Here is a 26709-nt window from a genome sequence, read left to right as displayed (position 1 = left end):
TCCGCGACATTTGTTAGTTATACGTAGCTTCACCCCTGCAGGTTTATTGCATTACAGTATTTTTGTGGCTGCTACTGGCCGGTAGTTTCACCTTTAAACCAAACAGCCAGCGGCTTAGCCAGAAGCGTTTGATTAGGTCGTAACCGGCCCCGCAGCCGAAACAGGTTAATACAATCAACGCTATGGCCTCAATACCTGTTGGCAGGGCCAGTGGTTTTAGCCATACTGCAAATACGATAATCAGGGTTTGGTGCAGCATATACCAGGGCAAAATAGCGTTATTGCTGTAGTGCAGCAGGTTGCCGTTTTTATCCAGCGTATTGGTTGGCCGGTTCAGGTAGCGGCCAGCGTAGCCCACCAAGGCCAGGATCCAGCACCAGTGATTAAGCGAAAGTACAGCAGAGAAAACCAGCCGCAGCATAAAAGTAACTTCATTGTCCGGTATGCTGCCAAATGCACCGTTACGATCAGCAATAATCAGGCTGTAGCACAGCAAAGCGGCCAGCAGGAAGTAACGCCGGCAACGGATAACCTGCTGCCACCAGTTCCCTTGCTGTGCAAACAAATAACCCGCAATAAATACCAGCATATATTTACCGTGGTTATACCAATCGTCCAGCAGCGCATGGGTAGAGGGGAAATGCGCGCGTAATGTCAGCCAAATCAGCATCATACTGGCCACGATCAGTAAAAATGCATAGCGTCCGGGTAGCGCCTGCAGCCAGTTTGCTGTGGCAAGCCGGTTTAACGGGCCGGAAAATAGCAACACCAGTACGCTGTAGCACCATAAATACGGCAAAAACCACAGATGGTTCCAGGTTAGCAGGCCAATAGGGCTGTGGTGATCCCTTAACAGCTCTGTGCTGGGATTAATATACTGCCACCAAAAGCTGAGATAACCCGGTTCAATCAGCTGCTGCGATAGCGCTTCAAAATAGACCTGCGGCACCACCACAATAAACATGGCGCACAGCAGTGGAATAAGTAAGCGGTTACTGCGCAGGCCAAACAGGCTTAACCGGCTGCTGCGTTGTTGTGCTAAGGCCAGCGCCATGGCACTGATAAAAAACAACAGCGACATCCGCCATTGGTTGGTCAGGATCATCAGGTTTTGCAACGCTTCGCTGGTTACATCACTTTTAATATGCCAGCCCCAGTCGGCGACATAGTACATGCCAATGTGATACAAAATCAGCAGGCCAAAGGCCAGGGTGCGCAGCCAGTCCAGGTCATAGTGGCGCTGATAAGGTGTGGTGATCATTGTTGTGCTCCGTTATTACTGTTGCACTATAGTGCGTTGCTGCACTAGCATGAGAAACCGCAGAATGACTGACAGGCGGCGTTTGGGGATAACAGGTGGCACAGTGTGACGAACGGTAAAACAAAAAGTGCGTTTGAACGGTTTGATCAGCATCCGCAGTTATTCAGCTATCTGCTGCTGATAGTGTATTTTTTTATTAATGCCGCTATTAACGCCAGCTCTGTCTGGATGGAGCACAGCCGAAACAGCAATAATACCCTGCAGTTGTGGGAGCCCATAGTGTGGGAATACAGCAGTGCGGTAAGTACTTTGTTGCTGTGCCCGCTGTTTTTCTGGTGGTTTAGCCGCCATCCGTTGCAACTAACCGGCATACGCCGGCAGATACTGCTGCATTTACTTGGCAGCCTGGTATTTTCTGTCTGCCATGTGGCCATTATGGTGGGCCTGCGCGAACTGGTTTATTACTGGCACGGCTGGAATTACAGCTTTGGCCCACTGCTGCGCGAGTTTTTCTATGAGTACCGTAAAGATGCCTGGGGTTATCTGTTTTTTCTGCTGGGGTACCAGCTGGCGCAGTTCGTTTACAGCCGGATGAAAGGTGAAGCGCATCAGTTAGACAATGCTGAAGACAGTGGCGCCGCACAACCTCTCAAAGCACCGGAGCATTTTCTGGTAAAGAAGCTGGATAAAGAGTTTTTAATCCGGGTAGATGACATTGAATGGCTGGAAGCCAGCGGCAATTACGTTAACCTGCACAGCAAAGGCCGTATTTATCCGCTGCGTGCTACCTTAAGTAATACCTTGGAGCAGCTAAGCAGTAAAGGTTTTAGCCGTATTCACCGCAGTTTGGCAATAAACCATAATGCGATAGACAGCATTAGCTACGACAGCAGCGGTGATGGTGATATTTTGCTGAAAAGCGGCCGGCAACTGGCGTTGTCGCGCCGTTATAAAGAAGCGTTCAGAGCAGCATTGCAGCCCGGCTGACAGTACCATCGGGCTGCTTGGGCGTATTTACTTAGCGGCCATCGTTAAAGCGGCGTTCAACTTTGCTTTGCAGCGCCGGGTTTTCTATTTGTAACTCAACGTCCTGTTGCAGAATGATTTTTCCTTCCACTATTGCATCAGCGCCGATATATAAAGTGGGCTTATTGTTATTTGCCCAGCCAAAAAAGGCATTTTTCTTGCCACGCGGTTTGTACACCACATCACCTTTTACCACGGTTTTGCCGGTTAATTTAATGTCGCCATTTACCGTAGTTACATCACGGCCTGCCTGGCTATTGTCCAGCACAATATCGCCATTCACTGTGGTGACATTGCCACCAATAACCGCATTGCTACCGGCTAAAATTTTACCGTTAACGGTGCTTAGTTCATCTGCTACCTGCAAGCCGCTGCCGCTTTCAATACTGCCGTTTACGGTGCTGGCGCTGTGCAACTTTACGTTGTCGCGCAGCTCTATGCTGCCATTAACGGTAGAAACGCTTTTGGCACTGCTGTTACTGGCCATTTTTACACTGCCATTTACCAGCGAAATGTCGTCATAGTGTTGGTTGCTGCTCACTGAAGCGGAGCCCAGTACTTTATCAATACTGCCATGCTCTGCAGCATAAGCATTAACCAGACAACCGGACGCAATAACTAAACTTACAGTGGCAACAATTTGAGATAATTTCATGGTGATATCCTTTTTATAGTTAGGTTGCCATAGGTTTTGCAAAAGCTTTGCCAGTTTTAATTTATTGAAATATATCAATTTATTTTATAGATGACCGGCCGATAACAGTCATTTTCGCCACATTGTAGCGAAAATGACTAATTACTGACTGCGGTGATTTTACACATGCCGGGTTTTGGCCGGTGGTTGCTACCACAGGTTGGCGTAGCCATTGGCAGAACGGTGAATAGCGGGTAATTTTTACCCTGTACAGTAAAAATTTACTTACCGATGCCAGGATATCTGCTGTACCAGTGGCTATTTTTATCCGGTGCTACAAAAAAACCGCGTTATTCTCCACAGTTAACAGCCTTTACCAACCCTTATCAGCCTTTGGCATGATGTTCGCTTAGTTGTTTCCTCGCTGCAGGCTTTTCTGGCCTGTTATATCCGTAGTGTTACAACTAAAGGAGATAATCATGAACATCAAAGATATTATGAGTAATAACCCGGTGTTGGTTAAACCTACTACCAGCGTTAAAGATGCCGCAGCTTACATGGCGCGTGAAGGCATTGGTTTTTTGTTAGCGGGTGCTGATGACGAATTAATAGGTACTCTGACTGATCGCGATATTGTGTTAAGAGCGGTAGCTACCGGCAAAGATCTGGAAAACACCACTGTGGCGGACATTCTGACAGATGATATGCTCTATTGCAGTGAAGAACAGGGCGTGGAAGAAGTGGCCCGCAATATGGGTGAAAAGCAAATCCGGCGCTTGCCGGTTGTTAATGCACAAAAAAGACTGGTGGGAGTGGTGAGTCTTGGTGATCTTGCTAAGCATTTACGGCCTGAAACGGCAGGCAAGGTATTGCGTGATATTTCGATGAAATATTCTGCTCACTAAATACCAGCCTCTGATAAAGGAGTGATGTTATGTCCCATGAAAAATACCTCGCTTGTATTGATGCCTGTAACAGTTGTGCCGATGCTTGCGATCATTGTTCAACTGCCTGCTTACAGGAAGAACATGTTGCGCAGATGGAGCGCTGCATCCGGTTAGATATTGATTGTGCTGCATTGTGCCGTTTTGCTGCTGCAGCTATGGCACGTAGCAGTGAACATGTCAGCGATATTTGCCGTTTATGTGCATTACTTTGCGAAGCCTGTGCCGCTGAGTGCAGTAAACACGACCATGATCACTGTATGGAATGTGCCGATGCCTGTCGTAGCTGTGCTCAGGCTTGTCAAGCGATGCTTGCATAATGGCAAACAGCAGCTGGCCCGGCGTTATCTCCGGGCCATTTAAGTTATTGTAAACCAGTACCGTCCAGCCATTCCCTGTCGCTAGCCAAAAAGTAGCTCAGAATATTCACTACTAAGCTTCTGTTAAGATATTAGGAACGGTGTTTGCGCTTGAAAAATGCTTCTTTATGCTATATTTTGTACAATTAAATTTAACTTTTTGTTTAACTTTAAATTGGCTCTAGTGTCGGTTTTAGCAGTAGCGGCGCTCATTTGCAGGAGATCTGAGGCATGTCTCAAGTTCCAACCGATATTGATAATAATCTTAATCAGCATATCAGCTACCTTTGTCCGTTTAGCCTTGGCCAGAATAATGGCCAAAACCACTGCGCGCATTTTGTTTCTCATGTTATGGGCTACGAATTTGCCGGGCCAACCTGTAAAAACTTTACCTGGGACGATAAACAAAAAGCCGATGCCGGTGCCACTATCCGGGTAGATGATATTTTTAAGCGCTCACAGCAAACCGGCTTACTGGAAGATAAAAGCGCCGCGATGACGGAATGCCTGATTTTCGTTACGCTGGCGTCTAATGTCAGCAAGGTGGGTGGCTCGCTGGTAATGGGCAATCATCCGCGCAAGCATATTGGTATTTTGTCGCACGGTAAGGTGTGGAATTACAGCAACACCGGCAACAAGGTTGTGGCCGACACGCTGGAAGCATTTAAAGTTAAGTTTACTAACGCCTACAAAACTGCAGGTACTACGGTTGAATTTTATTACGGTAAATTGATATGAAAAATCCCGCTTTGCCCGCGCTGCTGTTTAGCGCTTGCGCCTGTGCCGGATCGGCAGCTGTAACGCCGCCCCTGGCAGAGCAGGTGTTTCAGGTGTTTATGCAGAACATGGCATTACCACTGAGCAGCGAACCAAATTGCCAGCAAACCTCTGCCGCTAACCCGGCGCAAAGCCTGACACTGGGCCAGCATTTTGCCACTAATTTATCGGTGAGTTATGCCAGCGATAATAATGTTAGTGTGAAGTCATCCTGCACAGCCTCAAAGTTTGAGCAGGAAAATGGCCAGTTACAACCGGTATGGGATTGCAAAATAGAGCTGCAGGAGCAAGATGCGCAAGGCGAATTTATTTCCAGCTCTATGACAGCATTTTACTTAACGGCAGACAGCAAAACTTTATTGCCGGGCTCGTTACGCTGCTTTTAACCTGTTGTGTAACAGTGAAAACTTAGTCATCCTGCTCAAGTGCGCGGGCTTTGCGCTCTTCAGCTTCGGCAAAAGCGGCTTTTATTTGCTCTAGTACGGCATCGACATCGGTTTCGCTGGTGTCGGCAATAAACTCGCCGCTTAGCTCTACTTCAGGGTGCAGTTCACCGGCTTCATACAGCGCCCAGATTTCTTCAGCATATTGGGTGCCAAGTAGTGCCGGTGCATACTGGCCATAATAGTCGCGCATATTGTTTACATCGCGGCAAAACATCCATTTGGCGTTGTTATTGGCTGCGGCATCAACGGCCTGTGGCAGGTCAATCACTACCGGGCCGTGGTCGTCGACTAACACGTTAAATTCAGATAAATCACCGTGTACCAGGCCTTCGCACAGCATAATAACAATATAGTGCAACATGGTGGCGTGATCGGCTATGGCTAAGTCGGCATCCATTGCTACATCGGCCAACCGTGGTGCTACCATGCCTTCGTCGTCGCACACCAGTTCCATTAGCAATACGCCATCGTAACAGCCATAGGGCTGCGGTACGCGTACACCGGCTTTGGCCAGTTTAAACAGTGCATCTACTTCGGCATTCTGCCAGCTTTCTTCCTGCTGCTGACGGCCAAATTTTGAGCCTTTTTCCATCGCGCGGGCGCGGCGGGTACTACGTACTTTGCGGCCTTCCTGATACAACACGGCTTGCTTAAAGCTGCGTTTATCGGCTTCTTTATACACTTTGGCGCAGCGGATATCGTCGCCACAACGGACGATATACACAGAGGCTTCTTTGCCGCTCATCAGCGGGCGTATTACTTCATCCACCAGGCCTTCATCGACCAGCGGCTGAATACGTTTCGGTATTTTCATTGCGCCGTTATACCTTAGTTATCGGCGTATAGAAATAGCTGAAAGGGGCTCTGCCCTGAAAATAATTGCGGCACTACCGCCGGTTACCCGGCGATGTAGAAGCGGACAAAATACAGCACCATAATCGTCAACGCAGACAAGGCAATAACGCTGAATGTGAGGACCATACCAAACACACGAAATTTAAACGGTTCTTTTAGCTGGCGCACGCCCCAGGCATGGCTTAACCGGCCCAGTAGCAGCGCAATACCTAAAATATGCAGGTAAATAGCAGCCAAGCCGCAGTGCTCGGCCAGAAACATTAATAACAGAGCAAAGGGTACATATTCAGCAAAATTAGCATGCACCCGAATGGCGCGCTCCAGGCACAGTTCACCTTTGCTGCCGATACCTACCTGAAAACGGCGACGTTTCGCCACCACGTTAATACTCAGCACCAGAAAAAACAGGCCAAGTATTGCGGCATATAAAGCTGTTGTCATAGTGTATCCTCAGAAATTATAAAGCCCGTTACGGGCACGGGCTTTAGCATAGCGCTGTTTCAGCTAATTTACAGCATCTTACGGCGGGCAGGCGCCTGCTTGCCAGTAACCACTGCTGGTAGAGTGCAGAATACTGATCCCCCAGGTAGAACCGGCTAATGCAGTATTGCTGCCGCTAGCAAAATAGTCTGGCAGCAACGGGTTACCCGTGCTGTATGCCCGGCCGGCAACCTTGTGGCTATAATTGTTGCTGCTAAATTGCACGCAGTCTGCCGGTGGTGGTGTGCTACCGCCATTGTCGCCACCATCGCCTGTTGCACTACAGCTTTGGCTTGGGCCAAAACAGCTGCCGTCATCATCCTGCCAGCGGCACTGTGCGCCGCTTACCAGTTGCTCGCGCAGTACAAAGCTGGCGGTACCGTATTCCAGATAGCAGTTGGCATAATTGGTGTAATCTAACCGGCCGGCACTGATATGCTGATCCAGCGTAGCGTTTTGCCCGGCATCTATGCTGAAATTAAGCAGCTCAGTGCTGAATAACCCACTTTGATCCAGCGCTGTTATTAAAGCGGTATTTTCGCCACCGGGCAGATTACAACGCTGGGTGCTGAACAGATCGCCGTTAACAGTGGCATTCATGATGCCGTTACTGAATTCCACACTAACAGAGGCTAAATCGCGGTTTAGATCAAACACCTTGCCCGTTACCGTAGCACACTGGCCGTTAACACTTACCTGCAGCTCACTCAGCTCGGGCGCCGCATCCGGTGGCGGAGGCCCCAGCAGTAATGAGGCGCTGTAAGTGCTGCTGATCAGGCCGTTACTGTCGGTGGCATTTACACTTATCTGGTACCAGTCGTCTGCCAGTGGTGGGCTGCTCAGGCTGAAATTACTTGTGGGGTCCGGTGTAGTAACGGCGCTTTGTTGCTGGTTCAGGCTGTTAGTAAAGCTGGCACTAATGCTGATACTATCACCGTCGGCATCAACGGCTGTACCGCTGATACTGATCTGGTTATTGGCCTGGCTAATACTGATATTACTCAGCTCTGGCGCACTGTTACGGTTAACCCTTTGGTTATTATTCTGAAAATACTGCCCTAAATAGCTGGCATAATTAATACTGCCTGCGCTGATATAAGCGCCACTGGCAGCCTGACCACCAGACCAGGCATGGTTCACGCCATTAAACCACAGCATGGACACCCGACCGTCCTGCCACAGGGTTTCATCGGCGGTACGGCCGCTACCTTCGCTAATCAGGTTTTCGCCGTTTAGCCTGGCTACGTTATATAGATTGGCCATGCCGGTGGCATTTTGCTCGTTGTAGCACAGGTTTACTGTGGTATCGCTGCGGCCATGGGCAATTGAGGCAATCTGGCTGCTAAAGTGGCTGGCGTAGCTGCCGGCGTACTGGGTGCAGCGCGCGGCCACGTCGGCGCTTTCACACGGGCCTATAGCACCATTTGAACTGGTGCCTATGCTGGGGCCGGCACTGACACCTACACCGGCAAAAATATCCGGTGCCAGGCAGGCAGTGGTATGGGCGAAACTGGCGCCGGAGGATAAACCGGCAATATAAACCTGATTTGGATCAATCTGATAACTGTTGTTGGCAATTAGCGTGGTGGCCAGGGTAATCAGGTTTTTATAGTCGCCCGCCGTGCGTGATCGGGTGCCTTGCCAGTAAGACCAGCAACCAAAACCGGCTTTGTTCATTGCATCCGGTACAGCAATCACCAAGCCATATTGTTCTGCTGCCTGCGCCAGATTAGCGGTTAAATAGGCATCTACCGATTGGGTGCAGCCATGCAGCACCAGCAGCAGGCCCCGGCCCTGTCCTATAGCGGATACCGAATCCGGTGTATAAAGGTGCACTTTATTAAAACCGCCAATGGTGACATTTTGTTGCCAGCTACCGGCGGTTGCCGCAGCAGAGCTTAGCAGACCAAGTACAACTAAGGCCGCCAGTGTAGAGTGGTGTTTTTTCACGTCGTCTGTTCCTTATCATTATTGTTTTATTGAACACCGAAGCGACGCAGCCTCTCCCTGTCTGTGTTATACCAACCGCAGCAGCAGGCCTCAGCGTGGTAAAAACTATAGGCGGTAGCAGGAAAAAGTGGTTTAGTACTTTAGTGCTGCATTGTGGTGCAAGACGTCTGGTACGGCAGCGGGCAATGCGCTATGGTGAGTTTTGGTAGCTTTGGGGCTGTGTTATGCAAAAAATATATCTGGCGTTGATGTGTATATGGCTGACAGGCGCATGCACTGTGGCAGCAAAACCTTTTAACTGGCCAAACGGCGCTAAAGCTGCGGTAAGCCTGGCTTATGACGATACGTTGGCTTCACAGTTGGATGTGGCGCTGGTGCAGCTAAACCAACATCAGCTTAAAGCCAGTTTTTACCTGCAGTTATCCAGCCCGCTGTTAACTGCACGTTTAAGCGAGTGGCGTGCAGCAGCTGCGCAGGGCCATGAACTGGGCAACCATACGCTGTTTCATCAATGCTCTGCGAGCAAACCCGGCCGTGACTGGGTAGCAGCAGAAAATAACTTAGATACCATCAGTGCCGTGCAACTGGTACAACAAATTCGTTTAGCCAACAGCATGCTATTTGCCATTGATGGTAAAACCGAACGCACCTTTACCGCACCCTGCGGTGACGAGTTAGCTGGCGGCCAACCTTATTTACCGCTGATCTACGACGATTTTGTCGCGATAAAGGCCAAAACTGGGCCTGTGGTTGCCAATATGGCGCAGTTAAATGCGTATGCAGTTGAGGTAATAGCACCGGTGGGCAGCAGTGGCGCAGAGCTAATCGCGCTGGTTAAACAAGCCGCACAGTATGGCACTATGGTGAATTTCACTTTTCATGGCATTGGTGGCGATCACTTAAGTGTGTCGGCCGGGGCCCACGCTCAATTGCTGGCCTATCTGGCTGCCAACCGTGATATTTACTGGACCGATACATTTCTGAATATTATGCAGTATGTAAAAGCACAACAGCCTGCTGACTGAATCGCTCATTCCTGCCAGTCAGGTACACAGCTGGCGCAGGTCGGTGATATTCGTAAAGGCACTGTCCGGCGCTGTCGGCAACTGTGCCGGGCTAAACCAGATTGCGGTTAAACCTGCAGCAACGGCCGGTATAATATCTTTGTCCGTCGTATCACCTACCATTATCAGATCCTTCGGGTTTACAGCTAATGCTGCGGCAATTTTCAGATAAAACTCCGGGCGGCCTTTGCCAATGCCCAAGTTGGCTTTGCAAAAATAGCCGCTAATATATTGCGCTAAACCTACACGTTCAAAGGCCTTGCGGATATCCGATGCTGTTGAGGCAACGGCATTGGTAGCAACATAAATTTTATGGTTTTTTGCCAGAAACGCCAGCGTGTGCTGTGCGCCCGGCACTGCGGCGACAGTTGGCCAGTCGCACATTTTCCCGCTGTATTGTGGGTAATCCACCATCAGCGTATCACCCCAGTCAAACAGATAAATGTTGTTCATTAAGCCTTCTCCTGCATACAACACAACATTTTCAGCTGATAACAATAGCTATAGGTTGCTTATAATTGACGATAAATAGTACTTAATTAGTATATCTATGGTAAGCAACATTATTTATTACCAGCTGGACAATAGTTGCCTTCTGATGGGACAGGAAATATTGTCGCTTGCAGATATATAAGGCTTAAGCGGCCGGTGCCGCCTGTTAGATTTAAAGTGTGCAAATTTCGGAGATTAAATGAATAGAATAAAGACGTTTGTGTTTGCTGTAGCGGCCTTTTGTTGTTTTTCGCCACTTGCTTGCGAGCTGCCTGAAGAGTTGTGTAGCGCGCTAGCAGACTATGAGTTAGCGGATAGTGATTTAAACAACACCTATCGGCAGATTATGCAAAAAATCGCTGCGGATGAATTTAAAGACTACAGGGTTGCTAAAGCCGATATAAAAGACAGCTTAGTGAAAGGCCAGCGGGCATGGTTAAAATATCGGGATGCCAATTGCGAGGCGTACTACACCTTGTTTAGCGGCGGTACATCGCGAAACGTTGACCGGACGCAATGCCTGACAGAAATGACCAACACCAGAATACAGCTGTTGCGACAGCTTTATTTTTAACGTTACGCCCCGCCTGTTGATGTCCAGAGTTAAATCGAAATATGGATAAATTAATACAAGCAGCAAAGCGTACATTGCAATACCCTGACAGCTTGCCGTTTTCGGTTTATTCATCTGTTAAAGAGCAGCGGCTGGTCAATGTTCCGGTAATAAAACCGCTGTTAATTTGTGTGCTTGATGGCTGTAAAAAAATAGGTAAAGACGATGAGGTAAGCTGTCCTGCCGGCAGTTTTGTTTTTTTATCGAACAGCCCCAAAGTCGACTTGCGCAATATTGCAGCCGACAGAGAATATTTAGCCTTACTGATTGAGTTTGACTATCAGGACTTTGCCAGTTTTGGTTATCGGCAGCACAAAACAGCAAACTATTTCCATGGCCCAATACCGGCGTTGTTGAAAAACACCTTGCAACAGTTTGTTGAGTGGTCAGCCTTTGCACCTGCCGCGCTTTGGCCGCTGCGTCGGCAGGAAATTTTGCAAACGATGTATCATGCAGGTTATCAGCAGGTTAGTGCAGTAATAGAACCGCCAAGCCTCAGCCATAAAGTATATAGCCTTATTTCTGCCGATATTAGCAATGATCATAGTGTGGCGGCGTTATCGACCAGGCTGGCAATGAGTGAATCGACATTAAGGCGCAAGTTAACGGCAGAAGGGGTAAGTCTGCAGGCCCTTAAAGACAGAGCAAAGTTAGGCTATGGCCTGCACCTGGTACAAACCAGCCTTGCACCGGTTGGGCATATTGCAGAGCAGTGCGGCTACCAATCGCAGTCGCGTTTCACCGATAAATTCAAACAACTGTTTGGCATTACGCCAACAGAACTAAGAAGAACAAAAATGCCCGATTAAGGCGAATAACTGCCCGTTTTAGCACTAATTTATACGCCGGTTCCGGTTTATTCTGCTCACCTTTAATGAGTTAGATAGAGGGTGTTATGCAACAACTGGCAAAGAAAGTAGCGGTGAGTGTTTTATCATTATTGTTATCAGGTGCGGCATTGGCAGAGGGCTTTACCCTAACCAGTGCAGATATACAACACGGCGGTTTTATGAAAAAAGCGCAGGAGTTTCAGGGATTCGGCTGTAGTGGTGCAAATACATCACCACAACTGACGTGGTCTGGCGCACCAAATGGCACGGCAGCGTTTGCCATATTAGCCTACGATCCGGATGCCCCAACAGGCAGCGGCTGGTGGCATTGGCAAGTGGTAAATATTCCTGCAGATATTAATACGCTAGCCACAGGAGCAGGTGATGCCGGCAAAAACCTGCTGCCAGCCGGCAGTATGCAGCTACGTAACGACTATGGCGCAGCCGGTTTTGGTGGGGCTTGCCCGCCAGCAGGGCATGGTGTACATCGCTATCAGTTTACAATACATGCTTTGTCAAAAAAGCTGGAATTGCCCGAGAACGCTTCCGGGGCATTAACAGGGTACATGGTACATGCACATTCATTGGCTTTTGCTACCATAGAAGCACTGTATAAACGCGATTGAACCGGGTAATCAGATGTTTATACTGCAGGGAAAATTACACAGAACAAGGCTATTATGCGCCTGCAGTTTTCAATCAGCGCTGCTCAGTTAGACGGTTTGCCCAGCCGCAGCATGCTGCGGCTGGCGGGGCTATTTTTAGTAAAGCGGCACATGCCTTTACCAAGTTCTGTGCCGTCCCGCTCAATAAAGCCATAGCGGCGGTAAAACAGCTCTTTGCCTTTGGCTGCTAATAGCCCAACAGTAGCACCTGTTGTGCATGCTTTGGCCAAATAAGCTTCCACTCTGGTCATAACCACATGGCCGATACCGCAGCCCTGATGGGCAGGGTCAACAATAACGTCCTGAATATAAAAGTACATAAAGCCATCACCCACAACACGCGCCATACCAATAAGCTTGCCATCAAGCCGCACGGTAGTGGTAAACAGTGAGCTATTCAGACTATTTTGCGCAGTGCTAAGCTCAACGCTGTCCCAGCCCACTTTGCAACGCAGGGCGATATATTCAGCCGATGTGGGTGGCTGGTCAGTGGTAATGTAACCATGCGTTTTCATCGTGGGGACCTCTGGCTTAGTGGCTTACTCTTGGCTGCCGCAACTGGTGACCACTGAGCGGGAATAATCCAGCAGCACGTTCAGGCTTGGATCATTAAACTCGGCACTATAGGTTCGGTTGAAGAGGTTTGCCAAATCCTCAGACGATTTATTCGTTGTACCATTGCTGGTGCCGAGCATCTGAAAGATCTCCATTATATTGGCGTGCAGGCACTCGGCTTCCGGCTCAGCTGACTCGCTACAATACTGTGTCAATTCCTCGCGGGCAGCATTGTTGTTGCTGCCGTTGGCGGTGGCCAGAAACCGAAGCACACTAATATAGCGGGCGGTAACTTGCTCTGGATCATCAGACAGCGGCTCCATAGCGTTCAGTATGGCAAGGGCTTTATCAAAGTCTTTGCTGTTTTGCGTTTTAGCACCGCGCAGAATTAAAAACCGCGCAACATTGTTGCCTACAACATACTCGCGGTCGTTGCCAACTTCTCGCATGGCGGCGATCGCTGCATCTGCCCCCTCGGTGTTATAACGATATTCTGCACTGCACAGTTGTTGGTACATACGGGCATTATTATCGCTGCACGCGGCAAGGATGATAACAAGGGGCAGAATGAAGATTGGCCGGTAGAGCATACTGTAGTCCATTTTCTAAGTCGTTGCGGAGCGCTTATAAGCGCCAGGATAATGTGTTGGTGGATGGCAAACTTATATGTGGCGCAGAGTGCTGTCAATATGGCGTGTCTCTAACGGTCTCCGCCCCTTTGGGCTTTTTCTGTAGTAAGTCCAATCAATCCTCTATTTAAATTACCTGTTAATTTACAATAAAAAAACAAATGTTGATGTAATTGCTGGTGTCGCTTACAATTCACTTTTTAATTGGTTTGATTGGAAACTCAAAATGGACTTAATCAAAGAGTGCGGCGTGCTGTGTAATGACCCAGCTTTTATTTCAATGCTTAACAGAGCTCGTGGTCAGGTTGGTGATGAAGTCAGGGCTGCGAATCATCGGGGTTCTAACAATAAACCAGCTACAGGGTATGACGCTATTCGTGCTAATTCTCCCTTAGGGTTGGTCATTAGAAAAGACAAAGATATTGGCTACAAATATAGTCGTGTTGGCACCAATGCAACAGCTGGGCGGGAATGTAACGGCAATAACGGTATGGTATGTAACTTTGTTAATATAAGCGAAGACGACACGGCAGTTGCGGTACTGGTTGGAGTACAGCCAAGAGCCCGATTAGAAAGCTTCAATTCTGAGCATTTCAGAGCGGTTTATAAAAAACTGGCACGAGAGACTCAAAGGCCGGTATTTGTGATGGGCACTGGTACTAATGCGATTGGCATCATTTATGTTACGGATGGGGTTTCGTTCACGCGGGTTGATATGGCTCTTAAAACGCAGAGGTAATAATGGGAACAAGTAGATATTTATGCGTTGCTTTGGTGATCTCTGCCTTCGTATTTGGCTGTAATGCATCCACTAACGAGGTAAAAACTTATGACGCTGTAACAACCGTTATCAACCTGATTGCTACACCAGAGCATTTTTTCAATAAAAAGATTGAGGTAGATGGCGTTTTCGTTGGCTTTCACCAGGATAGATTGTATTTAAGCTCAGAACATGCTGAAAATTTGATTTCGTCACTGTCTATCAGTGTCTTAGATGACACAGAAACTGAAGAAGGCAGCTTATCTTTTTCGTCATGCAGTGGTGAGTGGGTGAAGCTTTGGGCTACTTTTATACCGGCTCAGCAGCCAGGTATCAGCACAGAGCAGGGCCGTCTGGTGGTAGATAGGGCGATGCTGCATAAAGATGGCAAAACGTGCTGGAAGAGAACAGAAAAGTCGCGGTTTATAGAATAGTAAAATTTACCTTGTCACTGACTGACTTGTAAGCCATAGCCAGTTGGCCGGTATCCTAAGTGCCACTCGCGTTTGCCGCTGACAAAGGGGTTGTCGTGGCCCATATGTTGCTGGATGCGCTGGTTTAGCTCACGCTCTTGCGGTGTTACCGGATCTTGCTTGTGCCAGGCGATAAACAGCTGTTGCTGGGCGCGGGACAGGTTGAGGTTGTATTTGTCGGCCATATAAAAGTAAATACGCGCTATATCACCACGCACCGGCGGGGCGGGCTCGAATACCTGTTGTTTAAAATCTACCTTAACAGGGCAGGCACCGTGTTGGGGCTGGGTGCCTGGCAGAACACCAAAGCGGAAGTTACTGCGATCGCCGTTTACCTCACCAATAGCTGGTACCAGGTTGTATAAATCGGCTTCCATGGCGCGAAATACGCTGTCAGTTTTTACGCAGTTTTTGCGCCCGCCGTCTTGCCAGCACTGGCGCTGGTGGCCAAAGTGATGCGCCGGCATAACGTGCTCCCACTCTATCCTGTTAGCGCGGGGGCCGTTTTTGCGCACCTGATAACCGCAACCGGCTAAATCGGGAATACCTTTACCGCCCTGCCAGCGAATATCGCAGTCGCAATAAAAGCTTTTCGCTTCAGGGGCATGAATGCGCTGGGCTAGACGTTTGGCCTGGTCAAAATTGGCGGGGGCGGCTAAAGCAAATACAGAAAACAGCAGCAAAAAGCTGCCGGCACAACAGGATAAAAACTTCATTCACTACCACTTACTTCAGTGAGAACAGCCATGCAGCTGCTATCGCAGAGCTCGCCCTGCTACGATCATTTATTTTCGCCGCTCAGCTTAATCAGCCATGCTGAACAGCAACTGACTTAATGCGTTTTACCGGCAATTTGCTCAATATTGTGCTGCAGCGGTTTACGCAGGCCAAGTTTAAAACCCAGTTCGGCCATAATAAATAACGGGCCAATCAGTAAGCCTGTTAAGTCATCGATAAAGGCCGGTTTTTTGCCTTCGTAATAATGGCCAATAAACTGCAACACCCAACCAACAACAAAAATGGCGATTGAACTGCCAAGCCAAAGCCCGAAGGGTAAGGCGGCCAGTTTTGCTGCCAGCAGCAGGCTAATACCGCTAAAAACAAACATAACCAGGCCAAAGCGTAAGTCCAGCCGCAGGTAAAACGCCATACTGCCAATAAACAGCAATAATGCCGGTGTAATTACCATGCCTGCCAGCGTAAATAACGGCCAGTACAGCAGGGCAAATACTGCCACCACTATTAACGGTATGCCGGCGTAGTGGGTAAGAATATTGCGCTCGTCGCGGTGGTACAGCGCATACTGGCTTAAATGTTCGGTCAGGGTTTTCATTGTTATTCTGCCTGCGTGTGTCCGCTGTTGGGTCAGGTATTGCTAAGCCTAAATCCGGTATGGCAGCGGGTCAATGAGACACTTTGTTCCCAATGTAGCTAAGTTGTGAAATTGGCGTATATAGGCAATAAATTTTGTAGCTAAAGGCGTAGGCTTGCGGTGTGTTAACGGAGCTTGCTGTCAATAACACTTAGTGGTGCGGCGGGGACCGCACTGCTGCCCACTCACGGATGACTTGCATAAACCAATGAAAAATAAAGGATAGACCAATGCAAGTAATCAGTACCATGCTAAAGCGTCAGCTGTTGTGGCTGGCATTAGTTGTTAGTTCAGGTGTGTTTTCATCGGCCGCTGTTGCCGATGCTATTTTGCATGCCTTTGACTGGCACTATGATGAAGTCGCCGCTAAAGCGACTGAAATTAAAAATCTGGGCTACAAAGCGGTATTGGTAGCACCGCCGTTAAAATCGAACGCGGGCAATTGTGCCTGGTGGCAGCGTTATCAGCCGCAGGATATCCGCGTAATTGATCATTGCAAAGGTAACAAACAATCGTTTGTAAATATGATCAATGCCCTGAACGACACCAACCCGGCGCGTAAAGTTGATGTATACGCCGATATCGTATTAAACCATATGGCGAATGAGCGTAACGGTGCAACTGACTTTCCCGGCCAGGCTGCAGTAAATAGCTATGGCAGCAACAGCAGTTACTGGAATAATCAGCGCCTGTTTGGCAATTTAACCCAGGGCTTGTTTAGTGCCAGCGATTTTAACCCGGCCAACTGTATCAGCAATTATAACGATGTATGGCAGGTGCAAAACTGGCGGCTGTGCGGTGGCGCGGGTGATGCCGGTTTGCCGGATCTCAACCCCAACAGTTGGGTGGTGCAGCAACAGCGTAATTACTTAACCGCATTGAAAGACTTAGGTGTAAAAGGCTTTAGGGTTGATGCGGCCAAGCATATGACCATTTGGCATATTAATGAAATTTTCACCAGCAGCATTAAAAACGGCATGTACGTGTTTGGTGAAATTATTACCAGTGGTGGTGCCGGTAATAATGAATACGATAGCTTCTTATCGCCTTACCTGGCCTATACCGATCATAAAGCCTACGATTTTCCGTTGTTTAGCGCTATTCGCAGTGCCTTTAGTTTTGGCGGTAGTTTAAGCCAACTGGTTAATCCGTTGTCTAACGGCCAGGCGCTGCAAAACAGCCGGGCAGTTACCTTTACTATTACGCATGATATTCCAACCAATGATGGTTTTCGTTATCTGATTATGGATGCTACCGACGAGTATCTGGCCTATGCCTACATTATGGGCCGTGATGGCGGTAAACCGCTGATATTCAGTGACAGCACCGGCACTGATAACAACCGTTGGGTCAATGCTTATAAAGCCGATCATATTGGCAAAATGCTGAATTTCCATAACCGCATGCAAGGGCAGGGCATGGAAATGCTGGCCTGGAATGATTGCGCCATTTTGTTCCGCCGCGGCCAGGAAGGCGTGGTAGGCATTAATAAATGTGGCAGTAACCAGAGCTTTAACATTAACACTAACGGCCGCTTTTATTGGTACCGTAATTACCGCGATGTGCTAAGCGGCGGCAATCTGGTGTATATCAATGGCGGCAGTTACAACTTTAGCATTCCGGCGCGCCAGGCCAGAATGTGGTACGCCGACTAAGTAGTTTGTGCTTAGTCAGCACTGAATAACGCCAGTAAGTCTTCGGCCTTGCCTTGCCATGGCTGGCCCTGGCCACCGGCAAACAGCTGGTCGGCCAGCTGGCGTTTGTGCTGCTGCAGCAGCTGTACTTTTTGCTCTACGGTATTACTGGCGATCAGCTTATAAACAAACACGGCTTTTTTCTGGCCGATGCGGTGGGCGCGATCGGTAGCCTGGGCTTCTGCGGCCGGGTTCCACCAGGGGTCGTAGTGAATAACGGTATCGGCAGCGGTAAGGTTTAAACCGGTACCACCGGCTTTTAAACTGATTAAAAATACCCGGGTTTCACCACTTTGAAAGGCATTAATCTGCTGCTGGCGGTGCTTGGTCTGGCCGGTGAGTTTGCTGTAGCTGATGCCCAGGGCGTTTAGCTCATCTTCTATCAGTGTCAGCATGCTGGCAAACTGGCTGAACAGCAGAATATTGCGGCCCTCTTCCAGCATTTCCGGCAGGGTGTCGCGTAGCCACTGTAACTTGGCATTGGTTTGCACTGAGCGGGCATGTTCAACCGGTACCAGCCGGGCATCACAGCAAGCCTGGCGCAGCTTTAACAAGGCATCTAAAAACTGGATCTGGCTGGCAGCCACGCCTTTTTGCACAAAGAGTTCACGCACTTTGGTTTCCATTACCAGGCGGATACTTTCATACAGGTTGCGCTGGTCGCTTTCCAGTTCCAGCAGTTGCACTATTTCGGTTTTGTCTGGCAACTCGCTGGCTACCTGGGCCTTGGTGCGGCGTAGCATAAAGGGCGCAATACGGGCTTTTAACGCATGGGCGCGCTCGGCATCACCGTGTTTTTCTATCGGTTTGCGGTATACCTGGTTAAAGTGAGTGTCGTTACCCAGCAGGCCGGGCAGCACAAAATCAAAAATCGATTTTAACTCGCCTAAGTGGTTTTCCAGCGGGGTGCCAGACAACGCCAGTTTAAAATCGGCTTTTAATAAGCGCACCGCTTTGGCCGCCAGGCTGCCGGCATTTTTAATATGCTGGGCTTCATCCAGAATAACAGCGCTAAGCGGCTGGTTCTGATAATACTTATGATCACGCACCACCAGCGGATAGCTGGTTACGATCAGATCGTAATTGCTCAGTTCATTAAACAGTGGCTGGCGCTTATTGCCATGAATTTGCAATACCCGCAGTTGCGGTGTAAACCGCCCGGCTTCAGCCAGCCAGTTACCCAAGACACTGGTAGGGCAGATAATCAGCGCCGGGTGTTGTAACTCGCCGTGCTGTTTTTGTAGCAGTAACAAGCTTAGGGTTTGCAATGTTTTACCCAGACCCATATCGTCGGCCAGTACGCCGCCTAAGCCAAACTCGCGTAAAAAGCTCAGCCAGCTTAAGCCCTGTAACTGGTAATCACGCAGTGATGCTTGCAGGCCCTGCGGCACGTCGCACGGGGTAATGCCATTAAAATTATGCAGCAGGTTACTTAAACGCTGTACACGCTGGGCGTTTAAAAACTGAATGTCCTTCGCGGTTTCCGGCGGTAATAACGCCGCTTTAAATGCCGGTAAATCCAGGCTGAACTGCGGTTTATTCGGGTTTAGCAGTTCAATAATAGTGTCGATAAACGGCTGGATCAGCGCCAGCGGTAACGCCAGCTTACCTTGCGGCAATGACAACCAGATGGGTTTATCTGCACCGGGCAGGCCATGCTGGCGCAGCCACTGGCTGATTAGCGGCAGCAGCGGCACCTGGGTGCCGTCGATATCAACCTGTATGGCTAAAGCAAAACCACCTACGGCATTGTCCTGCACTTGCAGGTAGGGCGCGTCGTTTAAAATATCCAGGTTAAAATTGTCATCACGGGCAATATGCCAGCCTTGCTGCTCCAGCTGTGGCAGGGCGTCCAGCAGGGGTTGCCACAACAGCGGGTTGTCTGGTCCTTCGCCGACACCAAACGCACTTTGGTCGCTGTAAGGTGGCGGCAATGCCGGTAGTTGCAGTAGTTCAAGCTGTAACAACTGTTCCAGCGCGTTGGTTTCTGTTGCCCGGTGCCGTTTGATAAAAACGGTGGTGTTGTCCTGTACCAGCTCAGTTTGTGCCTGAGTCAGATTAAGCGGCAACAGGTAGCTGGCATACTGAAACTGCAGCACAGCTGTAGGCTCATTGCGGCCTTTTGCTTTATGTGGCAGCATTTTTAACTGTAATACCGGCCGTGGCGTGCTGCTGATTTGCTTTAACCCGGCGGCGTTCGGCAGGGGCAGGCTGGTTTGGTTAAACAGTTGTTGCAGGCGGCTGATGCTGGGCGCCAGAGCTTGCTGCGGTATCGGCGGCATTTTGTTTAACAGCTTTAACTGCGCACTGCTAAGAGCGGTGTCCAGTTCGCCTATCTGGTAGTAACTGGTGTCCAGGTAACAGGGCGGATCGGTGTATACCAGTTCGAAGTCGCGGTCATCGTCGTCCAGTTGCCAGCTCAGTTGCTGGCCTGCGGCGGTATCCTGCCAGGTAAAGGCCAGCGCCCGTTTCGGCCCTTGCTGCACCGGGTAGCGTGCTTCAGAAAAAAAGCAGCGGCCACTGCCCAGTAATTGTTGCAGCAACTGATAACCCCAGTCACCTTCCAGCAGTGGTAAGTCGCGCAGGCTTTGGGCACGGAAATAACTTAGCAGGCGGTAATCCTGCTCATCAATCCAGTGCGGTATGCCGGGGGTAACTAAATCGTATTTGCCAATGGCAACGCCTTTGGTATAACCGCCTTTTTTGCTTTCGCGCACCCGGCGTGGGCTAAGTTGCAGCCCGGCCTGGCCATAAGACAACAGATACAGCACCACATCTTTTTCATCCTGCGCCGGGGCAAGTGATTGTTCTACCTGTTCAAACCACTGGTTGAGCTGGCGTACCGGTTGTTGCTCCAGTTGCAGCTTGTGTTGCTGGTAATCGCGTTGCAGCCGCAACAATACGGCCAGCACATGCTTGCAGTTAGCGCCTACCGGGCAGGTGCAGCGGTTTTGCAATTGCCAGCCGCTGCTGTTGTGTTTCAGGCTGATAAATTGCCGGTACGGCGTAAAAGCGGCGCCCCACACCTGGGCGCTGATTTCAGATAAGTCGCTGTTGTACTCCAGCTTGACCACTTTACCGGCTTGCAAATACGCCTGAGCCCGGTGAAAGGTCACGGCATCAAACCAGTGTTCCAGCTGTTGCTGGCTAAGTGGGAACGCAGTATCGGTTGTCATAACGCCTGAATGTTAAACACAAAGGCGTAATGCTACCGCAGTTTTGCCCCAAGCCAAATGCGATAGCGTGAAATAAAATAAATTTGTGCAGATTTAGCTCGGTAAACCGCCACTGGAGTGTTAACAAAAAGCCAGCTATGTTTATTGCGGCCCGGAGCAAGTTAACCTTGCTAACACCGCAAAATCACTACAGGGGTAACAATAATGATTAAGAAACTACTGCTCGCTATAGTTGTGTTGCTGGCAATACCACTGGTGGCGGCACTATTTGTAAAGCAGGATTATAAAGTAGAAACTCAGGTGGTTATTCAACAACCGGTGACAGTAGTATTTGATTACATTCGTTTTTTAACTAATCAGGACAACTTTAGTGTATGGGCCGCACAGGACCCGAATATGCAAAAAACCGATCGCGGTGTTGACGGCACTGTAGGTTTTGTTTCGGGCTGGCATAGTGAAAATCCAGATGTTGGCACCGGCGAGCAGGAAATAAAGGCCATAGTGGAAGGTTCGCGGATAGATTACGAGCTGCGTTTTTATCAGCCTTATGCTGCGGTGTCGCCAGCTTACATGCAAACAGAAGCCGTTAGCGCAGAACAAACCCGGGTGATATGGGGTTTTGCCGGCCATATGCCCTATCCAATGAACCTGATGCTGCTGTTTATGGATGTTGAAGCGATGATAGCGGCAGATTTGCAGCAGGGCCTGGAAAACCTGAAGTTAATTCTGGAAACGCCAGCGGCAGAGCCGGCAGAAACGCCGCTTAGCTGAGGCGTCAGAAGTAAAAATCCAGGCTCAGCTGCAGATAGTCGTCACGGCGGATAAAGTACAGTGGATCTGATGTCAGCTGGCTTTTAAAGAACCAGGCATCCAGTCTTAAGCGCAGGCTGTTAGACAAACGCATAGAGGCTTCGACCTTGCCGCTGCGGCTGTTGCTGTTCTGCAAATCCTGCATCATCCCCAGCAGAATTTCGCTGCCTGCCTCATCATTGGCCACAATACGGCCACCGATAAACACATCATTCTGTCCTGGTACCGGCGCCTGCCGGTCGCGGCTGTCGAACTGGTATTCGGCGATCCAACCCACATCCCAGCTACTACCGAATACACCGACCTGGGTATATTCAAAGCCGGCCGTGCTGGCTATAAAGTCTTGCTGCCGGGTTTTGCGATAAATGCTTTCTAATTTCCAGGCCCAGCTACCGCTAAGCCACTGGCTGTCCAGCCCCAGTTGCTGCATCTGCAGATACACCGGCTGCAGGCTGCCAGCTGAGGTTAGCTGTAGCTGCGGCTCCCGATTATTGCCTTCAAAATAACTCAGGCCTAAATCCAGTGCGCCAAACTGCCGGCTCCAGCGTAAGGCGAAGTCGAGGTTTTGTTCACCCTGTGCTGACTCATAAAACGGATTATCGCTGTCGATAGGCAGCGGCGGCCTTAAACGGCCATCAGGGCCAGGCAGGGTACGCTCGCGAAAATAAGGCAGCAGATACAGCGAAAAAGTACCACCGTTGCCATACAGGTTCCAGTTTAACATCGGCTGACCCAACTTGGTTTCGCCGTCAACACTGGCAACGAGATCGGTTTGGTTAATAACATCTACCAGGTGCTGCGATTCCGTCACGCCCCAAAACACGATGTCAACACCGGCTTTAATATCGAAGCCTGTGCCGGCATACTGCCAGTAAGCCTGGCGCAGATCGGCCAGGTTGCGCTTACTATCACGCTGATCCAGCCGCAAAAAAGGCTCAAGGGCTACCTGGTGAGCACGGTTATCACTTTGCCAAACCCACTCGGCGCTGACGGCCACACTACTGTGTGCTTTGGCCTGGCCTTGCTCTCCCTGCTGTGGGTAATAGCGTTGCTGCAAAGTCAGACTGTAATCACTGCTAAGGTTTTGCTGCCAGCTGTTCGGTGTAACCTCCGGGCCGGGTTCGGGTTGTGCAGTGGCAATTGCCCGGCGCTGTAATATTGCTGCGCCACTAAGCTGTGCCGCTGAGGTGGCCAGTTCTGTGTCGGTAGTACTGGTGGTACTGATAGCGTAACTGGGGTTTTCTGCCACTGGCGCTGCAGCAACATTGATATACTGTACTGGCGTAACCACACCAAGCGGCTTATCGGCAATGGCCTGATAATACCATTGCCGGGCCTGCGATACCGGCGTGGCCAGCATTTGCGCGCGTTGCGGCACCTTTAATACAGCGCCGCGCTGCAGAGCGTTGATATTGTTGGCGCGAAAGGCCTGCGGATTAGCCTGCCACAGTGCATAAACCACCTGTACCATCGCCACCTGTTCGTCTGGCCGGGCTGCGGTTGCCAGTTTCCATAAGGTATCTGCCGGCTGTACCGGAGGCAGTTGCTGCGGCTGTGCCTGAGCCAGCGCAGTACAGAATACCAGAGCAGAAATCAGCTGATGCATCGCTAAAGTATCCTTGTGCTAGCGCACCCGTTGCAGTGCATTGGTGTCAAAGTCTGCCGTAGTGCGGCCAGTGTTAAAACTGATCTGATGAATTAACAGATCGGTACTTTTTCCGGTCTGGTGATTCACCATACTGAGCTTATGTGGTCGCCAGTATTTATCCAGATACAACTGATAGTCGTGCAATGTCAGCGTTTTTAACAGCGTATTTTTGCGGTCGTAATATTCGGCCTTATGTAAACGGTAATGCTGCTGATCTACCCAGACCACTGTTTTGCTATAGCCGGAAAACTCGTCAGCAGGCACTTGCTCCAGTACAAAGCAGAGCTGGTCATTGCAGCTTTCATCACGCAGGTAGCTAAAACGGTATTTTTCTATTTCAAACGAGCTTAAATCTTCGTAGGCAAATTCACTGCCCATGAAAGGCCCTGATTTATTGCGTGATGCGATACGTTTCACCCGTTTTACGGCGGGCAGATACAGCCACTGATCATCTTCTGCTGTCGGGTGCGAGTGGTTTAAAAAGGCGGTTCCACGTACATCCCGCGGTTCATCAAAAATGGTCAGCCCCTTATCGCCATCGCCCTGCACTTCCAGTGCGGCAGTGCGGATTTCCCGCTGGCTTTCATCCCCTTTGGCATTACGCAATACCATAGTGGTGCGGCTTTCACTGTCACCCCAACCTGCATCGCGCGCTTTGCGCTCCTGGGCAATAGCCAGACCTTTGGTTTCGTCGGCTACTGCAAAACCCGTTATCCAGACTGCACCGGTCAGGCCCAGTATTAGCAGCGGCGTTAGCAAAATATTACGCATGATGTTGGCTTTCCTTAGTATCAAATTTAAGCAAAAAGGCTGGCAGGAATAAAAAGTCGATTACCAGCGCAGTAAAAATAATAATAGCGGTTAACAGCCCCATATCCGAGTTAAGCCGGAAACTGGATAACATCAACACGCTAAAACCAATTACCAGTACGGCAGTGGTGATCCAAAGCGCCCGGCCGACACTGTTGAAAGCATAGCGTACAGCGGCTTCAGCATTGCGGCCTTCGTGGCGTGCATGCTGGTACTTGGCCAGAAAATGCACAGTGTCGTCAACAATAATACCCAGACTTATGCTTGCAACCACTGATAACCCCAGATTAATCTCACCGCTATACAGGCCCCAGATGCCAAAACCAATAGCTGCGGGGGCAATATTAGGTAACAGGCTGATTAGCCCCATGCGCCAGGAACGCAGACTAAATACCAGCAACAGTGAGATCAGTACCAGTGCCAGAGGCAGCGTTTGCAGCATCGACGCCATATTGCGCTCACCAATATGGGCAAACATCAGCGCTGTACTGGCTGCGCTGGCCTGATACTGCGGAAACTGGCCGGCAAAATACTGCAGGGCTTTTTGTTCAAAACCGGTAATCTCTTTACTGCCCATATTTCTCAGGGCAGCGGTCAGGCGGGTGGCACTTTTATCCAGATTCAGCTGGTTATTCAAATCGAGGCCGTAGGGCAACGACATTTCATACATCAGCAGATATTGTGCGGCTTCGTCCTGTGTTTGTGGGATGCGGTAAAAAGCCGGGTCGTCGGCATGCATATTTTTGTTCAGGCGTTTAAACACTTCACTGATGCTATTAACATGCGCCACTTGTGGCTGTTCTGCCAGCCACTGACTGAAGTTCTCCACTGCTGCAATAAACTCCGGCTGGTTTACGCCACTGCTTTGGCCGCTGTGTAACACAAAGTCCATCGACATTGATGCCGCCAGATGCTGATCAAGAAAATCCATCGCCTGACGAAAATCAGTCGCGGGTGCAAAATATTTAACTGCTTCATCATTCACTTTATTCAGGCTGATAAAACCGGCAAAAACGATCATCAGTAGCGCCATTGCCGGCAATAACAGGCGTTGACGCAATATCACGAAGCTGGCCAGTTTATCCATTACAGTATCCTGCTGGTGCTGCGGTTTTACTTTGCCGGGCTTTACCGGCAACACTGCCAGCAGTGCCGGTAAGGTAGTGACACTGAGTAAGCACGCCAACATCACACCAACCGCAGTCATATTGCCTAAGTCGGCCAGAATGGGCACTTCAGAGAAATTCAGTGTTAAAAAACCAATGGCAGTCGTTGCACTGGTAATAAAAATAGGCATTAAATTGCGCTGCATGCTGTATTCAATAGCACTTTGCTTATCATGGCCCCGGCTTAACGCAAACTGCACCGATGCTATAACATGTACACAGTCGGCCACCGCCAGTGTCATCAGAATAGTGGGTACATTAACGGTGGCGGTACTTAAAAAAATACCGGCCGCACCTGCCAGACCAAGGGTACTGGTGATGGTAACCACAATAATAATGACAGTAGCCATGGCAACAACAACTGAGCGCAGTAATAACGCCAGCATCAGTACGATCACGACAAACATCACCGGGATCAGCGTCCGGGCGTCGTGTTCGGCTTCATAGGCAAAGGAGTGATTCATTGCGATTACGCCAGCCAGATAAAATCTGACATCCGGATAACGCTGGCTAAATTCGTCTGTTAATTGGCGGGCAAAACCAAAGGTATCAAACACCTCTTTATTTTTATCCAGCTCGGGCAGCTGCACGGTGATATTAATAGCAGTAACGGCGCCATCTGCGGTAACCAGCCGTTTTACCAGTGTTGGTTCGGCCAGCGCAACACGCCGGATGTCAGCTATTTTTGCTTCATCCAATTGTGCTGGATCGAGCAGCAAATCGGCCACCAGCAAATCATCGGCATCGGCTTGAGTATGCTGAAAATTACTGATCGAGTCGACCCGGATAGAGTAAGGCGTCTGCCAGGCGGCGTCAGTTATTTGCTTAACCAGCGTCAGATTGGTTGTGTTGAAGATCTGCCCGTCTGCCGGCGCGATACCAATAAGAATGTTGTCGCTCTTATTAAATTCGTCCTGCATTTGCTCAAACATTAGCAATTGCGGGTTGTCAGCGGTGAAAAATACCCGGAAGTCACCGCGAAAGTACAACTTGCCCATGCCGCTGCTCATCAGTAACACCAGCACCAAAGTACCCAGTAATACCCACCACGGATGTTTCAGTACCCAGCCAAGCCAAAGTTGCCTCATCTTTTGCTCCCTAAGACAATTTATCAATCTGACCAACAGCTTGGGCTGAAAATATAGCGCTCCGTGCTGTGTTACCCAGTGTAGTCGATCTGGCCAGGGGCTTAGCATATTATTTAACCTTGCTAATATTTA

At 49.6% G+C, this 26709-nt stretch carries 27 protein-coding genes; 13 read left to right on the top strand and 14 right to left on the bottom strand.

Annotated features, from left to right (window positions below):
* Positions 1–43 precede the first annotated feature (43 nt).
* Positions 44–1261: an acyltransferase family protein gene (locus tag J3B89_RS14570; RefSeq protein WP_215398336.1), complete on the bottom strand. Its 1218-nt coding sequence runs from the start codon at positions 1259–1261 to the stop codon at positions 44–46.
* Positions 1262–1366: 105 nt separating this feature from the next.
* Between J3B89_RS14570 and J3B89_RS21520 the strand changes: the two genes are divergently transcribed.
* On the top strand, positions 1367–2248 hold the full coding sequence (locus J3B89_RS21520; RefSeq protein WP_215398335.1) for a LytR/AlgR family response regulator transcription factor: 882 nt from the start codon (positions 1367–1369) through the stop codon (positions 2246–2248).
* A gap of 31 nt (positions 2249–2279) precedes the next feature.
* On the opposite strand, the gene J3B89_RS14560 is transcribed toward J3B89_RS21520, so the two are convergent.
* A complete protein-coding gene (locus tag J3B89_RS14560; protein ID WP_215398334.1) occupies positions 2280–2942 on the bottom strand; it encodes a DUF4097 family beta strand repeat-containing protein in 663 nt (220 codons plus the stop codon).
* A 458-nt stretch (positions 2943–3400) separates the two neighbouring features.
* Here J3B89_RS14560 and J3B89_RS14555 point away from each other — a divergent pair, with 458 nt between their 5' ends.
* From J3B89_RS14555 to J3B89_RS14540, 4 genes are all read left to right on the top strand, one after another.
* Positions 3401–3826, top strand: coding sequence for a CBS domain-containing protein (locus J3B89_RS14555; RefSeq protein ID WP_215398333.1), 426 nt, complete (start codon positions 3401–3403; stop codon positions 3824–3826).
* A 29-nt stretch (positions 3827–3855) separates the two neighbouring features.
* Positions 3856–4185, top strand: a complete 330-nt coding sequence (locus tag J3B89_RS14550) for a four-helix bundle copper-binding protein (protein WP_215398332.1) — start codon at positions 3856–3858, stop codon at positions 4183–4185.
* 270 nt (positions 4186–4455) lie between these two features.
* Positions 4456–4962 (top strand): hypothetical protein, encoded by a 507-nt coding sequence (locus J3B89_RS14545; protein WP_215398331.1) that lies wholly within the window; start codon positions 4456–4458, stop codon positions 4960–4962.
* Positions 4959–5387, top strand: coding sequence for a hypothetical protein (locus J3B89_RS14540; RefSeq protein ID WP_215398330.1), 429 nt, complete (start codon positions 4959–4961; stop codon positions 5385–5387). The genes J3B89_RS14545 and J3B89_RS14540 overlap by 4 nt, the downstream gene beginning before the upstream one ends.
* Before the next feature lie 22 nt (positions 5388–5409).
* On the opposite strand, the gene J3B89_RS14535 is transcribed toward J3B89_RS14540, so the two are convergent.
* From J3B89_RS14535 to J3B89_RS14525, 3 genes are all read right to left on the bottom strand, one after another.
* Positions 5410–6261, bottom strand: a complete 852-nt coding sequence (locus J3B89_RS14535) for a PA4780 family RIO1-like protein kinase (RefSeq protein ID WP_215398329.1) — start codon at positions 6259–6261, stop codon at positions 5410–5412.
* 83 nt (positions 6262–6344) lie between these two features.
* Positions 6345–6743 (bottom strand): MAPEG family protein, encoded by a 399-nt coding sequence (locus J3B89_RS14530; RefSeq protein WP_215398328.1) that lies wholly within the window; start codon positions 6741–6743, stop codon positions 6345–6347.
* Positions 6744–6821: 78 nt separating this feature from the next.
* Positions 6822–8732: an extracellular catalytic domain type 1 short-chain-length polyhydroxyalkanoate depolymerase gene (locus tag J3B89_RS14525; RefSeq protein ID WP_215398327.1), complete on the bottom strand. Its 1911-nt coding sequence runs from the start codon at positions 8730–8732 to the stop codon at positions 6822–6824.
* Between the two features lie 278 nt (positions 8733–9010).
* Here J3B89_RS14525 and J3B89_RS14520 point away from each other — a divergent pair, with 278 nt between their 5' ends.
* Positions 9011–9757: a polysaccharide deacetylase family protein gene (locus J3B89_RS14520; RefSeq protein ID WP_215398326.1), complete on the top strand. Its 747-nt coding sequence runs from the start codon at positions 9011–9013 to the stop codon at positions 9755–9757.
* An 18-nt stretch (positions 9758–9775) separates the two neighbouring features.
* Here J3B89_RS14520 and J3B89_RS14515 read toward each other — a convergent pair whose 3' ends face one another.
* Positions 9776–10249, bottom strand: a complete 474-nt coding sequence (locus tag J3B89_RS14515; protein ID WP_215398325.1) for an HAD family hydrolase — start codon at positions 10247–10249, stop codon at positions 9776–9778.
* A 238-nt stretch (positions 10250–10487) separates the two neighbouring features.
* On the opposite strand from J3B89_RS14515, the gene J3B89_RS14510 reads away from it, so the two are divergent.
* From J3B89_RS14510 to J3B89_RS14500, 3 genes are all read left to right on the top strand, one after another.
* Positions 10488–10862 (top strand): lysozyme inhibitor LprI family protein, encoded by a 375-nt coding sequence (locus tag J3B89_RS14510; protein WP_215398324.1) that lies wholly within the window; start codon positions 10488–10490, stop codon positions 10860–10862.
* Positions 10863–10903: 41 nt separating this feature from the next.
* Positions 10904–11710: a helix-turn-helix transcriptional regulator gene (locus J3B89_RS14505; RefSeq protein ID WP_215398323.1), complete on the top strand. Its 807-nt coding sequence runs from the start codon at positions 10904–10906 to the stop codon at positions 11708–11710.
* Positions 11711–11796: 86 nt separating this feature from the next.
* Positions 11797–12357 (top strand): YbhB/YbcL family Raf kinase inhibitor-like protein, encoded by a 561-nt coding sequence (locus tag J3B89_RS14500; RefSeq protein WP_215398322.1) that lies wholly within the window; start codon positions 11797–11799, stop codon positions 12355–12357.
* Between the two features lie 83 nt (positions 12358–12440).
* Here J3B89_RS14500 and J3B89_RS14495 read toward each other — a convergent pair whose 3' ends face one another.
* A complete protein-coding gene (locus J3B89_RS14495; RefSeq protein ID WP_215398321.1) occupies positions 12441–12911 on the bottom strand; it encodes a GNAT family N-acetyltransferase in 471 nt (156 codons plus the stop codon).
* A gap of 24 nt (positions 12912–12935) precedes the next feature.
* Positions 12936–13553: a hypothetical protein gene (locus J3B89_RS14490; protein ID WP_215398320.1), complete on the bottom strand. Its 618-nt coding sequence runs from the start codon at positions 13551–13553 to the stop codon at positions 12936–12938.
* 253 nt (positions 13554–13806) lie between these two features.
* Between J3B89_RS14490 and J3B89_RS14485 the strand changes: the two genes are divergently transcribed.
* Both J3B89_RS14485 and J3B89_RS14480 read left to right on the top strand, forming a co-directional pair.
* Positions 13807–14319, top strand: a complete 513-nt coding sequence (locus J3B89_RS14485; RefSeq protein WP_215398319.1) for a hypothetical protein — start codon at positions 13807–13809, stop codon at positions 14317–14319.
* Positions 14320–14321: 2 nt separating this feature from the next.
* A complete protein-coding gene (locus J3B89_RS14480; protein ID WP_215398318.1) occupies positions 14322–14774 on the top strand; it encodes a hypothetical protein in 453 nt (150 codons plus the stop codon).
* Between the two features lie 14 nt (positions 14775–14788).
* On the opposite strand, the gene J3B89_RS14475 is transcribed toward J3B89_RS14480, so the two are convergent.
* Both J3B89_RS14475 and J3B89_RS14470 read right to left on the bottom strand, forming a co-directional pair.
* Positions 14789–15529, bottom strand: coding sequence for an endonuclease (locus J3B89_RS14475; RefSeq protein ID WP_215398317.1), 741 nt, complete (start codon positions 15527–15529; stop codon positions 14789–14791).
* 116 nt (positions 15530–15645) lie between these two features.
* Positions 15646–16146 (bottom strand): Mpo1 family 2-hydroxy fatty acid dioxygenase, encoded by a 501-nt coding sequence (locus J3B89_RS14470; protein ID WP_215398316.1) that lies wholly within the window; start codon positions 16144–16146, stop codon positions 15646–15648.
* Between the two features lie 269 nt (positions 16147–16415).
* Here J3B89_RS14470 and J3B89_RS14465 point away from each other — a divergent pair, with 269 nt between their 5' ends.
* Positions 16416–17840, top strand: a complete 1425-nt coding sequence (locus J3B89_RS14465; RefSeq protein ID WP_215398315.1) for an alpha-amylase family glycosyl hydrolase — start codon at positions 16416–16418, stop codon at positions 17838–17840.
* An 11-nt stretch (positions 17841–17851) separates the two neighbouring features.
* Here the strand turns inward: J3B89_RS14465 and J3B89_RS14460 are convergent, their stop codons facing one another.
* Positions 17852–21055, bottom strand: coding sequence for a DEAD/DEAH box helicase (locus J3B89_RS14460; protein ID WP_215398314.1), 3204 nt, complete (start codon positions 21053–21055; stop codon positions 17852–17854).
* 204 nt (positions 21056–21259) lie between these two features.
* Here J3B89_RS14460 and J3B89_RS14455 point away from each other — a divergent pair, with 204 nt between their 5' ends.
* Positions 21260–21826 (top strand): SRPBCC family protein, encoded by a 567-nt coding sequence (locus tag J3B89_RS14455; RefSeq protein WP_215398313.1) that lies wholly within the window; start codon positions 21260–21262, stop codon positions 21824–21826.
* A gap of 4 nt (positions 21827–21830) precedes the next feature.
* Here J3B89_RS14455 and J3B89_RS14450 read toward each other — a convergent pair whose 3' ends face one another.
* Genes J3B89_RS14450 through J3B89_RS14440 form a run of 3 tightly spaced genes read right to left on the bottom strand, consistent with a single transcriptional unit; the run spans position 21831 to position 26577 of the window.
* A complete protein-coding gene (locus tag J3B89_RS14450) occupies positions 21831–23471 on the bottom strand; it encodes a FimV/HubP family polar landmark protein (RefSeq protein WP_215398312.1) in 1641 nt (546 codons plus the stop codon).
* A gap of 18 nt (positions 23472–23489) precedes the next feature.
* Positions 23490–24284: an outer membrane lipoprotein-sorting protein gene (locus J3B89_RS14445; protein ID WP_215398311.1), complete on the bottom strand. Its 795-nt coding sequence runs from the start codon at positions 24282–24284 to the stop codon at positions 23490–23492.
* Positions 24277–26577, bottom strand: a complete 2301-nt coding sequence (locus J3B89_RS14440) for an efflux RND transporter permease subunit (RefSeq protein WP_215398310.1) — start codon at positions 26575–26577, stop codon at positions 24277–24279. Before J3B89_RS14440 ends, J3B89_RS14445 begins: the two co-directional genes overlap by 8 nt.
* Positions 26578–26709: the final 132 nt, after the last annotated feature.

The organism is Rheinheimera oceanensis (assembly GCF_018831085.1).
GTDB classification, from domain to species: Bacteria; Pseudomonadota; Gammaproteobacteria; order Enterobacterales; family Alteromonadaceae; genus Alishewanella; species Alishewanella oceanensis.
This window is presented reverse-complemented; position numbering and strand designations above follow the sequence as displayed.

Excerpts from the sequence above, each read along its gene's own strand:
- J3B89_RS14510 (WP_215398324.1), top strand. The coding sequence starts at position 10,488 with ATGAATAGAATAAAGACGTTTGTGTTTGCTGTAGCGGCCTTTTGTTGT.
- J3B89_RS14460 (WP_215398314.1), bottom strand. The coding sequence starts at position 21,055 with ATGACAACCGATACTGCGTTCCCACTTAGCCAGCAACAGCTGGAACAC.
- J3B89_RS14440 (WP_215398310.1), bottom strand. The coding sequence starts at position 26,577 with ATGAGGCAACTTTGGCTTGGCTGGGTACTGAAACATCCGTGGTGGGTA.
- J3B89_RS14530 (WP_215398328.1), bottom strand. The coding sequence starts at position 6,743 with ATGACAACAGCTTTATATGCCGCAATACTTGGCCTGTTTTTTCTGGTG.
- J3B89_RS14535 (WP_215398329.1), bottom strand. The coding sequence starts at position 6,261 with ATGAAAATACCGAAACGTATTCAGCCGCTGGTCGATGAAGGCCTGGTG.
- J3B89_RS14540 (WP_215398330.1), top strand. The coding sequence starts at position 4,959 with ATGAAAAATCCCGCTTTGCCCGCGCTGCTGTTTAGCGCTTGCGCCTGT.
- J3B89_RS14505 (WP_215398323.1), top strand. The coding sequence starts at position 10,904 with ATGGATAAATTAATACAAGCAGCAAAGCGTACATTGCAATACCCTGAC.
- J3B89_RS14450 (WP_215398312.1), bottom strand. The coding sequence starts at position 23,471 with ATGCATCAGCTGATTTCTGCTCTGGTATTCTGTACTGCGCTGGCTCAG.
- J3B89_RS14455 (WP_215398313.1), top strand. The coding sequence starts at position 21,260 with ATGATTAAGAAACTACTGCTCGCTATAGTTGTGTTGCTGGCAATACCA.
- J3B89_RS14555 (WP_215398333.1), top strand. The coding sequence starts at position 3,401 with ATGAACATCAAAGATATTATGAGTAATAACCCGGTGTTGGTTAAACCT.
- J3B89_RS14545 (WP_215398331.1), top strand. The coding sequence starts at position 4,456 with ATGTCTCAAGTTCCAACCGATATTGATAATAATCTTAATCAGCATATC.
- J3B89_RS14515 (WP_215398325.1), bottom strand. The coding sequence starts at position 10,249 with ATGAACAACATTTATCTGTTTGACTGGGGTGATACGCTGATGGTGGAT.
- J3B89_RS14475 (WP_215398317.1), bottom strand. The coding sequence starts at position 15,529 with ATGAAGTTTTTATCCTGTTGTGCCGGCAGCTTTTTGCTGCTGTTTTCT.
- J3B89_RS14470 (WP_215398316.1), bottom strand. The coding sequence starts at position 16,146 with ATGAAAACCCTGACCGAACATTTAAGCCAGTATGCGCTGTACCACCGC.
- J3B89_RS14550 (WP_215398332.1), top strand. The coding sequence starts at position 3,856 with ATGTCCCATGAAAAATACCTCGCTTGTATTGATGCCTGTAACAGTTGT.
- J3B89_RS14490 (WP_215398320.1), bottom strand. The coding sequence starts at position 13,553 with ATGGACTACAGTATGCTCTACCGGCCAATCTTCATTCTGCCCCTTGTT.
- J3B89_RS14500 (WP_215398322.1), top strand. The coding sequence starts at position 11,797 with ATGCAACAACTGGCAAAGAAAGTAGCGGTGAGTGTTTTATCATTATTG.
- J3B89_RS14495 (WP_215398321.1), bottom strand. The coding sequence starts at position 12,911 with ATGAAAACGCATGGTTACATTACCACTGACCAGCCACCCACATCGGCT.
- J3B89_RS14560 (WP_215398334.1), bottom strand. The coding sequence starts at position 2,942 with ATGAAATTATCTCAAATTGTTGCCACTGTAAGTTTAGTTATTGCGTCC.
- J3B89_RS14485 (WP_215398319.1), top strand. The coding sequence starts at position 13,807 with ATGGACTTAATCAAAGAGTGCGGCGTGCTGTGTAATGACCCAGCTTTT.
- J3B89_RS14570 (WP_215398336.1), bottom strand. The coding sequence starts at position 1,261 with ATGATCACCACACCTTATCAGCGCCACTATGACCTGGACTGGCTGCGC.
- J3B89_RS14465 (WP_215398315.1), top strand. The coding sequence starts at position 16,416 with ATGCAAGTAATCAGTACCATGCTAAAGCGTCAGCTGTTGTGGCTGGCA.
- J3B89_RS14480 (WP_215398318.1), top strand. The coding sequence starts at position 14,322 with ATGGGAACAAGTAGATATTTATGCGTTGCTTTGGTGATCTCTGCCTTC.
- J3B89_RS14445 (WP_215398311.1), bottom strand. The coding sequence starts at position 24,284 with ATGCGTAATATTTTGCTAACGCCGCTGCTAATACTGGGCCTGACCGGT.